This is a genomic window from Marinobacter sp. (assembly GCF_040882185.1).
Taxonomy (GTDB): domain Bacteria; phylum Pseudomonadota; class Gammaproteobacteria; order Pseudomonadales; family Oleiphilaceae; genus Marinobacter.
In genome coordinates this window covers 199,935-212,562 of sequence record NZ_JBBEBW010000036.1, presented here as the reverse complement: position 1 = coordinate 212,562, position 12,628 = coordinate 199,935, and the positions used below count along the sequence as shown (strand labels likewise).

Genomic DNA, 12,628 nt, shown 5'->3' with positions numbered 1-12,628 from the left:
CCTGAACGAGGCCCATCAACAAGACGCGGCTGCGCCGAACTTGTGCTGATAAGTGGAATCTTTATCTTTCAACCAGATCTACAAGGTTGTTGATCATTTCCTGCATAACGCTTAGTTGCTTGTTCACTCCTTCAATAACAACGGAGAGCTCTGTTACCTGAAGACCAAGTAAAACAGCAACAACAGTAAAGCCCAGGCAGGTGGTCACCCATACCCACTTCATTCGACGTTGGTTAGTGTGGAGATTCTCCTGATGGGAGAGTTCCATCCTTATCATGGTTTGTCTGAGTTGCCTGAGTTCATCATGAGTTTCTTCATAGGCAATCTCGAGAGTTGCAAGCCTGCCAGTCAACCTTCTTGTTTGCACAGGCTCTGCGCTGCCTAAGGCAAGGACCTCTTCGGGGAAAAATTCCTGATCATTCAGTTCCGGTTTTCCAGCAAATATGTCTTCAAGCGTTTGAAGAAGCTGGTCTCGGCTAACCTGTTTTCCAATCACACCGGCAGCACCTCGGGCTTTGGCTTCGCTCAAGTACCGCTCAGCGTTCTGTGAGGTATACATGAATACCGGGGTATCCCTGGTTTCAGGATTGTTCTTTATGGCTTCCAGAGCCTCGAAACCGTTCATGCCGGGCAAGAGATGATCAAGAAAAATAATATCGAACTGTTCGTTTTCAAGACGGCTTAACGCTTCTTCCGCTGAAGCAACGCTCTTCGTCGTGATATTTGCGCGTTCTAGTAAGCGAGCTAACAAAATTCGAGCTGTTGATGAATCATCAACAACAAGTGCGTGGCCCCGAGGCATGTCGGTCTCCCTGTAACACCAAGACCCCGACCCAGTATTAGACTGAATCAATCCCTTGAGGGCTCAGCTCACGTGAATGAGGTGGAACGGTCAAAGCAAGCTTCAAATTTCTATTTTCGTAAGTAGTAGGCTTCAGGGTAGCCAGATTTCAAAAACTCCTCCACCGAGCTGGCCTTGATTATGAAGCTTGATGAACCCTGAGCGATCACCTTCGCGGTGTAAGCGGGCAACAGATGACGCGAAATACAATCCCAGACTCGTGCTGCCATTTGCGAAATTCAGGGCTCCGGGCAGTGTGGCGCCTGCTTCTTGCATATGAGACGGATAGCCTTCACCGTCGTCTTCTACTCCGATCACAAGGTAGTCGCCCCGCTGATCGGCAGTAAACAAAATTTTCCCACGGGTATAGCGAATTGCATTATTAATGGTGTTATTAAGCACGCCTGTCAGAAGATCCTTATCGAAGAAACCATTGATGTCGCCGGACTCAATATTGTATTGAATATCATGGCCGTTCAGCAGTGGTTGGTGGCGGGCGAGCTGCTCGCTTAAAAAGTCGGGAACAAAATGCTCTTCCGTATGGGCGGACAGTGTTTTCTCACCCAGGCGATATAAGCCCAGTAGTTGAACCAGGTCACTGTGAACACGCTCAGTTTCATATTGCAGAGTGTTGAAACGGGAAGAGTTCGGTAGGGTTTCAGCATACTCTTGGCGCAACTCATCAAGTGAGTGAAGCAGCATGCCAAGGGAATTCTTCATATCATGCACAGCTGAAGCGATCACGAAAGAAAAATCGATCGATTGCTCATCAATTACTGAATTGATTTCGAAAGATTTTTTATTTTCAGGCATGACTTATAGCCTCCAATTTTTTCCGCAATTCGAGGTAGCGGCGATATTGCTGATGTTGCGTCGGGAGATTGGCCAATGCGAAAAGGCATTGCTGGCACTGCTTGATGGTGTCAGGGGGCGCACCGCCTTCTGACATTTGTTTCATAAGAACTTGAACGAGGTTCAGGTTCAGAGCGGTATGGGAGGGAACAATCGTCAGTGCCTTCCTGAACGCCTCTACTGCTTTGTCCAATGAGCCCGCCTCAAAAGCTCTAATGCCCTGTCGATTAAGTGACCGGGCATGAAGTTTTTCCTTGAAACCAACGGGCTCGTCGAGCAGGTTCTCAATTTTATGAACTGTGACAGGATCGGCTTCGAACCGCTGAGCGAGTTTATTTAAAAGGCTCTCAGCGCGCTCTGGTCGGTCCAGATGAAAGAGCGTCTTACCCAGTTCCAGGCCCAAGTCCGCAGTCATCATGTCCTGCTCAACTGAGGCCTCTGCTTGAGCAAGGCACTCGTAGGCATCTTTCTCACGATTTTGACCCTTGTGAATCCTGGCTTGAATGAGCAAGCTCTGGGTTTCGATATCAGCGATGTCAGGAAACCGGTTTGTCATTTTTTTCAGGGCCAGAATCGCCTCATCTGCTTGGCTCCGTCCAGTGTCAGAGAGGTCTCCCTCACTCACCTCAGAAAGCGTTCGGCCAAGGGACAGGTAATGGTCCGCACCGTCATGAATGGAGTGGGCTCCAAGCTTTACGGTGCGACGCCATGCTGCAGCTGCGGTCTCGATGTTCTGGTTTGAGGTCGCTAATTCGGCCAGCGTTTTATGCCGTAATAGCACGTTGGGAGATAGCTCCGTCGCTTTCTCCAGAATTCGTTGAGCTTCACTGGGTTTGCCGTCTCGGGTTAGAGTATCGGCCAGCACATCATACGCTTCCATGAAATCTGGATGTTTTGTGATGAGGTCCTGGAGCTCCATTTTCGCCTCGTCATAGGCCTGTTCGGCCAACAGCACTTTGCATTTACCTAATTGGGCCCAGGAGATGTCTCTCTGCGCGAGCACACTGTGATATATTTTTCTCGCATGGGCGTAGTCGCCGACTCTGATATAAAGGTCAGCCAAGGTCTTCATTAACCAGGATTTGTATCGTGGGTGTATGGGGATCGCTTTAACGCACAGGGAAATAGCTTCAGGTATATTCTCCAGATCAAGTTCCTTGTTGATAGGCAATAAGGCTGAGCGTTGTGCAATAAGGCTTGTTAGTCGACTCTCCAGCATCGCACGATTTACAGGCTTCGCCAGATAAGCGTCCGGTTGATACTCCCTTGCGCCCATTACCATCTCTTTTGAAGTTTCTGCGGTCACCATTAGGAAAAGTGAAGACCGCTTGAGAAGTTTTCTATGTCGAAGTTCTTCAAGAATGTGCTGGCCGTTTTTCCCCGCGCCGAGATTATAGTCGCACAAGACAACGTCGAAATGTTCGTAGGTACAGAGATGGATCGCGACGTTTCCAGTTGAGGCAGTTTCCACTTTATCGACGCTCAAACTCCGAAGAATCTGTCGCATGGACACCCTGAAGTTGTCAAAGTCATCAATGATCAGGAACCGGAGCTTTTGAAAGCCTTGAGTGGCCATTACGCCAGGAGCTATCGTCATGACCGTTTTGGTTTTAACAGTTTATTTACAAGCGCCCGGAGCGCTGCTGGCTTTACGGGTTTGTAAAGTATCTGATAACCCCGTTCGACGGCGTCGTCGCGAACTTCTACTCCCATGTAGCCTGTAATCAGTATACCGGGAAGTTTGCTGTCATAATCTGAACGCAGGGCATCCATGGCATCGAGACCATTTCTGCCTTCATCAAGCTGATAGTCGGCAAGTATGATGTCCGGTGCTGTTCCGTTCAGTTGTTCGCCAGCGTGCTCGAGGCTTTCTGCGACAGTGACACGGCAATGCCAATTTCCAAGTAACGCCTTCATCCCATCGAGAATATTGGCATCATTATCAATACACAGAACATGCAGGCCATTAAGGGTGGAGAGGCCTCGAGTGCTGCGCGTTGGTTTAGCATTTGATGCTGCAGAGATCACCGCCGGTGTTATAGGCACAGTGATGCCAAAAACGCTGCCTCGACCCTGGACAGAGCGGACGTTCACCGGATGATTAAGCATGCCGCTGATACGATCAACGATCGCAAGTCCGAGACCAAGGCCTTTTTTGTCGCGACCGTGTTGAAGTCTGCGGAATTCTTCAAAGATACGCGCAAGTTGATCTTCTGGAATGCCTGGCCCTGTGTCCCATACCTCGATTCTCAAGTATCCATTAAGTCTCCTGCAACCAAGCAGAATTCTGCCATTGGGGGTGTAACGTATGGCATTGGAAAGGAAGTTTTGTATCACCCGGCGCAGCAATTTTGCATCTGACCTGACCCAGGCGCTGCTGGGCACGAGATCCAGCACGAGCTTTTGATCTGCGGCGATGGCAGCGAACTCTGTAGATAAGTGGCTGAGCATATCAGTCACCGGGAAGCAACTGATCTGAGGCTCAAGCGCTCCTGCGTCCAATTTGGAAATATCCAGTAGAGTGCTGATGATCTCCTCCGCAGCACCCAGAGAGCTGTCAATGTGCTCGACAAGTTCCCGGACCTCACCGGATTGCGCCTTGCCTGACAGGGCCGAAGTAAACAGGCGGGCAGCGTTCAGTGGCTGCAGGAGATCATGACTCGCGGAGGCGAGAAAGCGGGTTTTGCTCTGATTTGCCTGCTCCGCCACGGATTTAGCTTTCAGCATCTGTTCATTAATGACCTGAAGTTCCTGGGTGCGCTCTTTTACCCGTTGCTCAAGGTAGATATTGGTTTCCTTTAGCGCCTGCTCCGTCCGGCGCATGGCGGTGATGTCCTGGAAGGTGGTGACGTAGCCGCCACCTGGAATAGGGCTACCCTCAATTTTCAGAACCGTGCCGTCGGGACGGTGACGTTCGTAGGACATCGGATCACCCTTGCGCATTGCGCGGCACCGATCAGCCACAATGTCATCGATTTTCCTGGCTGGGAGGTTGGCGGTCATCAGGTTGTAGCGCATCAGATCCTCAACCGCTCGTCCCGCCCGTACAAACCCTCTCGGGTAAGAGAAAAGCTCCAGGTAACGTTGATTCCAGACTACGAGTTGCTGCTGGTGGTTGACGACTGAAACACCGAGACTGATATTCTCTATCGCAGACTGAAGTAATTCCCGGCTGAAGGTCATGGCCTGGGATGCTTCATCCACGATGCTGACAACGTCTTCTATCTGCATGTCCCGACCGGTGAGAGTGGACTCGAGCACCACACGAGCCGTCGAGGCGCCAATCACCGAGGCAAGCTGCCGCTCAATGTATTTCATCAGGTGTGTCGAAGCTGGCCGCTGTGGCGAGAGTCTGATTGCGTTCCGCCGTTCGTAATTGCGAAAGAGAGCGTCGGCCCGCTCATCACCCATAAAACGATCCGCAAGAGCCTGAAGATCAGAGGTCAGAACTTCGCCTACCCAGGCTTGCTGCTGGGGTGTTTCAGAGCGAGGTTGTGGATCCTGAAAGAAAGAAGCAATCTGGATTTTCTCTCGTACCCGCTGTCGGGTGAAAAACGACAGGGTTATATAAAGGAAAGTGTTTACGCCAAGGCTCCAGATAATGCCATGGCTTACACGGTCTACTTCAAGTCCTAACAGGGCGGTTGGCCGAGTCCAGCTTAGTCCCCAGAGGCCCTCGTCGAGAAGGGTGTCTGATAGCCACCCTGTCGATGTCATAGCCGGGATCAATAGCGTGTAGCACCACAGTGCAAAGCCGAAGGCAAGTCCCCAGACGGCGCCGGTATGATTGCCTCGTCGCCAGATGATCCCTCCAATCAGCGATGGGCCGAACTGAGCGACAGCAGCAAACGAGAGCAGGCCAAAAGCCGTCAGGCTGTAATCGGCCCCAGCCAGCCGATAAAAGCCATAAGCTGTCAGTAGTACGCCGAAAATGGCCACACGGCGAATGGTCAACAACAGAAAGCTTAAATCATCACGCCTATTCATCCCTGGACGGAAGAACTTGAGCAGCGCCGGCATCACGATTTCGTTGCTCACCATGGTGGCAATAGCCACTGAGCATACGATAACCATTGCAGCCGCCGCTGAACCACCTCCAAGAAATGCCAGTATCGCCAGCCAATGCTCGCCAGCCAGGATGGGCAAGCTGAGAATAAGTGTATCGGGATTGGTCAGGTCTGCGCCCGGCGCCATCAAGCCTGCACCGGCAATAGGAATGACAAAAGCGCTGGCGACAATGAGGTAGGCCGGCATTGCCCAGCGAGCGGTCTCAAAATCCCGGTGATCGGTATTCTCTACAACCATGACGTGGAACTGGCGAGGCAGACAGATGATGGCAAGCATGGCCACAAGCGTCTGCGTGATGAATGCGGGTGCCTCAATAGAGTCCGTCGTCAAGACGCCCATTAAACCAGCAGCATCAATCTTGGAGAACAGATCGCCGAAACCGTTATAGAGCCCGAAACCGACGAAGAGCCCGACTGCAACAAATGCCACCAGTTTGATAACAGACTCAAAAGCTACGGCCTGGATCATGCCACGATGGTGCTCTGTAGACTCCAGGTGACGGGTACCGAACAGAATGGTGAATACGGTTAGCACGATCGTTATATACCAGGCAGAATCACCCCAGGCGGCCTGGCTGAGCTCGCCTGTGGCGGTTCCCGAGTCCGATAAAATACTGAAACCCATAGCTATCGCTTTCAATTGCAAGGCGATATACGGCACGCTACCGACCAACGCGATAAAGGCAATCATGGCGGCCAGAGATTGAGATTTGCCATAACGAGAAGCAATGAAGTCCGCTATGGATGTGCTGTTACTGCGTTTACTAATGAATATGATGCGGCGAAGCAAAGGCGCACCAAAGACGAAGATCAGCAAGGGCCCGAGGTAGATGGGCAGAAAACCTAGCCCCTCTTGGGTCGCACGGCCGACCGCACCGTAGAAAGTCCATGATGTGAAATAGACTGCCAATGACAGTGCATAGACTTGGGTGCGTGCAAACCGTTTGCGGTAAAGGGCTGGGTGTCGGTCACCAGCCCATGCAATAGCGAAGAGCAGCGAAATATAAGCAATAGAAATTAGAACAAGCAGCCATACGCTTAGCATAAAGAGGCTTTCTCGCACATCGAGTGAGACATTCCAACGGTATTGATATTCAAAGTCATAGCCGGTCGTTACATCCGTTCAATAATGCCAACAGTGTAGCGGAAACAACGAAGGGACAGCGTAGGGATTTGTGAGTCGTGTTTAAAGATTGCGGGACGCCAGATGAGTGTCCCGCTACATTGAACTAAAGGTTGCTTAACGACAGGCCGCCTCAAGAAGCTTGTTGCCTGATGGTAAAGTTTTCATGCCTGTAACCTCAGGCTCGCCAGCTTCACTAACCGGAACCAGTTCTCTTGATTGGCAATTCAATAAATAGGCCTTTTCTGCAACCCGATCACCATAACTGCTCTTGAAACGGTACAAAACAAACTGCACCACATCTTCACCCGCCACATCTCGTAAGATGCTGGACTTATCCAGCACTGTAAAGCGGGTAATCTGCGGGGCGAAATAGCTCCAGGGACGCCAGAAAACCTTGTCTTCCACTGTGCTGACAACTTCAGTCTCAGCAGGTAGGCGTGATTGCATATGCCCAAACCAGGTGTACTCGATATAGATCTGATAGCCCATCATGCCGAGACCGGCAAAAACAGGAATGATCCACTTAGGCGCCTTTTTCAGTGTCAGACCACGAATGCCGTAGGCAATACCCGCAGCACCCAGCCCGGCAAATACCGTCGCAACCAAATCCCAAAACATAATGTTTCCTTAAAAAAACGGGCCTCCTCAATGAGGAAGCCCGCTTTGGATCAACCCTTTACAGATGACTATCTGCGCAAGGCTCTATTATTGCTTAGTGGTCAGTTGCCTGGCCAGCGCCGCGTGGATAACGAACGCTTTCAACCAGTTCCTGGATCTCAACCGGTGGCTCTTCTGTTGCATTGGAGACAACGAACGCGACTGCGAAGTTGATCATGGCACCAATTGCACCGAAGGAGAGGGGCGAAATGCCCAGTAGCCAGTTGTCCGGAGTGTTGGCAAGGTTGTTGGTGCCAGGGATGAAGAACCAGCCCAGGAAGATGAAGATATACACCAGGGTTGAACCCAAGCCTGCCAGCATGCCAGCAATAGCGCCCTTGTTGTTAACCCGCTTGGAGAATATACCCATCATCAACGCTGGGAACAGTGATGCAGCCGCGATACCAAACGCCAGTGCCACTACCTGTGCTGCGAACCCAGGAGGGTTTGCGCCGAGATAGGTGGCCACCACTATGGCTACAGCCATCGATATACGTGCTGCCAGTAGCTCCCCCTTGTCCGAAATGTCCGGTTTGAAGGCGCCCTTTATCAGGTCGTGACTGACTGCCGATGATATTGCCAACAGCAAACCTGCCGCCGTCGACAACGCTGCTGCAAGACCCCCCGCTGCGATCAGGCCGATTACCCAGCCTGGTAGGTTAGCAATTTCCGGGTTGGCCAGAACGAGGATGTCGTTATTGTAGGTAAACTCGTTACCTTCCCATCCACGCGCAGCAGCTTCTTCAGCAAAGGCCGGTGTCTCGTTGTAGTGCTGGATGCGGCCGTCGTTGTTCTTGTCCTCGAATTGGATCAGGCCGGTAACTTCCCATTCACGAACCCATTGTGGGCGTTGCTCATACTCAATGGCCTGATTCTCAACGCCATCAGGGTAGATGGTGGTCATCAGGTTCAGACGAGCCATGGAAGCTACGGCAGGCGCTGTCAGGTAAAGCAGGGCGATAAAGATCAGAGCCCAGCCAGCAGACCAGCGAGCGTCAGCTACTTTGGGTACCGTGAAGAAGCGAATAATGACGTGTGGCAAACCGGCGGTACCGATCATCAGAGACAGTGTAAACAGAACCATGTTCAGTTTGTTGTCAACGTCAGCGGTATAGTCCCGGAAGCCCAGAGCCGTGATCACTTCATCCAGTTTTTCGAGCAGTGGTACGCCGGAGTCGATGTGAGTTGAGAACAGACCGAGAGGAGGAAGCGCATTGCCAGTCAGTTGAAACGAAATGAACACCGCTGGAATGGTGTAGGCAACGATCAGTACGCAATACTGGGCTACCTGAGTATAGGTAATGCCTTTCATGCCGCCAAGAACTGCATAGATGAAAACCACAACGGCTGCAATCATCAAGCCTGTGGTTGAGTCTACTTCCAGGAACCGCGAAAACGCTACACCCGCACCGGCCATCTGGCCGATTACGTAGGTAACAGACGCCACAATCAAACAAGCGACGGCAACAAAGCGTGCATTCCGGCTGTAGAACCGGTCACCGATAAACTCGGGTACTGTGTACTTGCCAAATTTACGCAGGTAAGGGGCCAGCAACATCGCCAGGAGTACGTAACCACCAGTCCAGCCCATCAGGAACGTGGAGTTGGCATAGCCGCCCGCAGCAATCAAACCGGCCATGGAAATAAAGGACGCAGCTGACATCCAGTCTGCACCGATAGCCATACCATTCGTGACAGGGTGAATACCACCGCCTGCTACGTAAAAGTCTTTCGTGCTTCCGGCTTTCGCCCAGATCGCAATTGCGATGTAGAGGAGGAATGACCCACCTACAAACATCAGGTTAATGGCAAATTGACTCATGGTGCTTACTCCTCGTGCAGGCCGAATTGTTTATCGAGAGTGTTCATTCTCCAGGCGTAGAAGAAGATCAGAACGATAAACGTGAGGATGGAACCCTGTTGGGCGAACCAGAACCCGAGGTCTGTGCCGCCAAACTGGATACCTGCCAGCAGAGGACGAAAGAGAATAGCGCAGCCGTAGGACACGAATGCCCAGACGACCATGCTCCCTACAATAAGGCGAAGGTTCGCCTTCCAGTACTTCACAGCGTTGTCAGCATGTTCGGACATAACACAGCTCTCCAGTGTTGTTATTGTTCACTCAAGACGTTTCAGAGGGGGTTGGTGGAAGGAAGTATTATTTTCATGTGCTCCTCCGACTTGTTACCCCTTAAGACTCTACCGCGCAACAGCTTTATAGATATTGGCAAAAGGTCTAATTTCTCAGGTGTTTCTGTGAAATAAAGCAAAGTTATGTGTCTGGCTTGGAGGTTATGGCTGCAAAACATTCATTAGCGGTGATTAATAGCGATTCATGGCTTTGAGCTGTCGATAGAACCGAAGTTTCTCAGTCAATTGCGCTACCGTCGTAATATCCTTTCTCAATGCCCGGCTGAGCGCCATTAACGTCAATTCGGCCGTTGCCATGGCATCCGCCGCAGCATGGTGGCGGGCGCTGATATCAAGCCTGAAATGATCGATCCAGTTGTCGAGCCGACCCCGGTTCATTTCAGCTTCCGGAAACAGTGCCGGCATGATTTCGGCCACATCAATCCAGGTATGTTGCTGGTTATAACCCAACATATGCTTGAGAGATTTTTCGAGGAATTTCTGATCAAAAGCAGAATGAAACGCCAGCACGGGATCGCCATTCATCCACTCCAGCAAATAAAGCAGTGCATCCTCTGTCTCATGCCCCCGAACTAGCGCTTCCGGGGTAATGCCGTGAATCAGAACCGTTTCGCTGATATCAAGTTCGGGGCGCTTGAGGATCAGATCGAACTGATCGTGCAAGGGAATTTTAAGTCCATCGATCGCCACGGCCCCTATGGCAATAACATGGTCCTTCGCCGGGTTGAGCCCGGTTGTTTCCAGGTCCAGCACGATTAGGCGGCAGTCTGACAGATGCTGCCCGCCTGCTATCTTCGGAACTGGCAAGTGTTGCAGGTCGTGGTGTTCTGCCGGGCCGGTCAGGCGCCGGTTAAGCCAGTCTTTAAATTGGTCCAGCATGAGGAATCCGGTTATTACAGCAAATAGGCTGTCTCGAGTTTCTGTTGCAGACGCTGGGCCTGGCGGAAAGACTCACGCAGAATACGGCGGTCCAGTGGGTTCAGGTCATCTGGATTAATATAGTTCGATAACGGGTGTTGTGCGGCCAGTTGCTCCTGATGGGTTCGCATACGAATGAGCTGTATGAGGCTATATGCCTCCTTCCATGCGCTCGCGTCCTGACGATCAAAAACGCCTTTTTCTACCAGTCGATCCATGCGCTCAAGAGTATTGGGCTCTTCAATGCCGTTGGCAAGGGCAAACACTCGCACCGCCTCAACAAAAGGTGCCAGCCCCTGTCGTTTCAGGTCCAGGGTGTTTTTTTCGCCATCGGGCGCATATCTGAACGTTCTGAAAACCGTGAGTGGCGGCCGTCGGGTGACGGCGTTCCCTGCCAGCATTTTCTGAAACAGACCGTTTTTCTCGATTCGATTCACGATTTTTTTCAGTAGGTCATCCAGAGGTTTATCGGGACCAAATACCGCCCGCATATCGAGAAAAATACAGGAATAAATCAGGTTTTGTGGCGTCGAGTCATCAATGAATCTGATAAACCAGTCGTCCCACTCGTTGCTGCTCAGACACAGTTTAGGATTGCTGGCCATGATGTTGCCTTTGCAAAGGGTAAAGCCGCATTCTGCCAGTTCGTGATTCACCCTCTCGGCAAATGGCAGCAATTTCTCTCTGACCTGGCCTTCTGTCATTCCGTCCGGCGTTTCGAACAAAATGCCATTATCCTGATCTGTTAGAAGAGTTTGCTCCTGTCGGCCTTCACTACCGAATGTCAGCCAGGTGAAGGGGATACCCGGATCATGTTTTTTGATATTTAGCTCGAGCACCCGCCGAACCGTCACATCATTCAACGTGGTTATTATTTTGACAATCTGACCAGAATCGGCGCCGTGGGCAAGCATTGTGTCCACTAGCCGGGACACCTCACTTCGTAAACTTACAAGGGTGCGTAAATGGCTTGCGGTGCCAATGGTGCGAGCCAGGTGAACAAGCCCCACTCGTTGGAGTGAGAACAGATCGCGCTCGGAAACAACGCCGATCAGGCGATCCTCCGAGTCCACCACACACAAATGGGCAAAATGGTGCTCCGCCATCAGCAAAGCGGCATCAAAGGCATGATCTGTGGACGGCAGGCAGCGTGGCGCAGGCGTCATGACCTTGCTCACCGGATCGTCCAGGGTTGCCTGTTGTTCGGCTACCATGGTGCGAAGATCCCGGAGGGTAAATATCCCAGTTGGATGACGGTTATCGTCAGTGATGATCATGCTGCCGACGTTGTTCTCATGCATCCTTGCCACGACCTTTCGCACCGGCAGGTCAGGCGAACATACGATAGGATTGCGGATAGCAAAGCGGTCCAGTGGGGTGTCAAGGGACGTAGTGGGGCTGATGGACGCCATGGCGCCGGACTGAATATGCCGGTTGACCTGATCAAGCAGACTGCTCACGCCTCGCAGACAGAAATCACGAAACGGTTCGCTTTCAGAAAACAGGGTAACGAAGCCATCATGGTCCAGGCTGAGGCAGAATGTATCGCCAGCAGCCCGGTGCAATGTTCGGGTAGGGCGTTCCCCGATCAAAGCTGCCAGCGGAAAACATTCACCCTGACTGATCTCGAAGGTCGTTTCGGTCTCTCCTCCAGAACTTTTCAGCCGCTCACCCCGGATACGGCCCTGCTTCACGACATTAAAGGTCGTCACGGCGCCGTCTTCAGGGCATAACACCACATCCTCATCGGCGTAGTATTTCAGGGTCGAATGTTCGGCAAAATGGGCGAGGTGGCCATCATCCATACTGGAGAAAGGGGCGTGTTCCCGAAGAAATGCCATGATGGCCCGAGTGTTCTGCGGGCGTATACTGGTGTTAGTGTGTTCCATGGTTCCTCCAGTGTCCCGTCTGGCTAATTCGTTAACCTACTGAGCCGCTGAGGGCATTGAGAGCTAGGCGCAGTGGCGAAGGTTTGGTGGTTCCAAATCGAGACGCTGCAACGCGGCTTTCAATGCC

Annotated in this window: 9 protein-coding genes; all 9 read right to left on the bottom strand. The window is 51.8% G+C overall.

Annotation, left to right across the window (positions count from 1 at the left end; genetic code table 11):
* Positions 1–61 precede the first annotated feature (61 nt).
* The 9 genes from WEB64_RS17715 to WEB64_RS17675 all read right to left on the bottom strand — a co-directional run bounded on the left by WEB64_RS17715 (position 62) and on the right by WEB64_RS17675 (position 12,501).
* Positions 62–802 (bottom strand): response regulator, encoded by a 741-nt coding sequence (locus WEB64_RS17715; RefSeq protein WP_368061039.1) that lies wholly within the window; start codon positions 800–802, stop codon positions 62–64.
* 132 nt (positions 803–934) lie between these two features.
* Positions 935–1,654 (bottom strand): sensor histidine kinase, encoded by a 720-nt coding sequence (locus WEB64_RS17710; protein WP_368061038.1) that lies wholly within the window; start codon positions 1,652–1,654, stop codon positions 935–937.
* Positions 1,647–3,290 (bottom strand): tetratricopeptide repeat protein, encoded by a 1,644-nt coding sequence (locus WEB64_RS17705; RefSeq protein WP_368061037.1) that lies wholly within the window; start codon positions 3,288–3,290, stop codon positions 1,647–1,649. Before WEB64_RS17705 ends, WEB64_RS17710 begins: the two co-directional genes overlap by 8 nt.
* Positions 3,287–6,805 carry a NahK/ErcS family hybrid sensor histidine kinase/response regulator gene (locus WEB64_RS17700; protein WP_368061036.1) on the bottom strand — a complete coding sequence of 1,173 codons (3,519 nt, stop codon included), beginning with the start codon at positions 6,803–6,805 and terminating at the stop codon, positions 3,287–3,289. Before WEB64_RS17700 ends, WEB64_RS17705 begins: the two co-directional genes overlap by 4 nt.
* 195 nt (positions 6,806–7,000) lie before the next feature.
* Positions 7,001–7,504 carry a hypothetical protein gene (locus WEB64_RS17695; RefSeq protein ID WP_368061035.1) on the bottom strand — a complete coding sequence of 168 codons (504 nt, stop codon included), beginning with the start codon at positions 7,502–7,504 and terminating at the stop codon, positions 7,001–7,003.
* Between the two features lie 94 nt (positions 7,505–7,598).
* Complete coding sequence (locus tag WEB64_RS17690) at positions 7,599–9,365, bottom strand: sodium:solute symporter family protein (RefSeq protein ID WP_368061034.1); 1,767 nt, start codon at positions 9,363–9,365, stop codon at positions 7,599–7,601.
* Positions 9,366–9,370: 5 nt separating this feature from the next.
* Complete coding sequence (locus tag WEB64_RS17685) at positions 9,371–9,634, bottom strand: DUF4212 domain-containing protein (RefSeq protein ID WP_368061033.1); 264 nt, start codon at positions 9,632–9,634, stop codon at positions 9,371–9,373.
* A gap of 231 nt (positions 9,635–9,865) precedes the next feature.
* Positions 9,866–10,573, bottom strand: coding sequence for a PolC-type DNA polymerase III (locus tag WEB64_RS17680; RefSeq protein ID WP_368061032.1), 708 nt, complete (start codon positions 10,571–10,573; stop codon positions 9,866–9,868).
* Positions 10,574–10,587: 14 nt separating this feature from the next.
* A complete protein-coding gene (locus tag WEB64_RS17675; protein ID WP_368061031.1) occupies positions 10,588–12,501 on the bottom strand; it encodes a putative nucleotidyltransferase substrate binding domain-containing protein in 1,914 nt (637 codons plus the stop codon).
* Positions 12,502–12,628 lie beyond the last annotated feature (127 nt).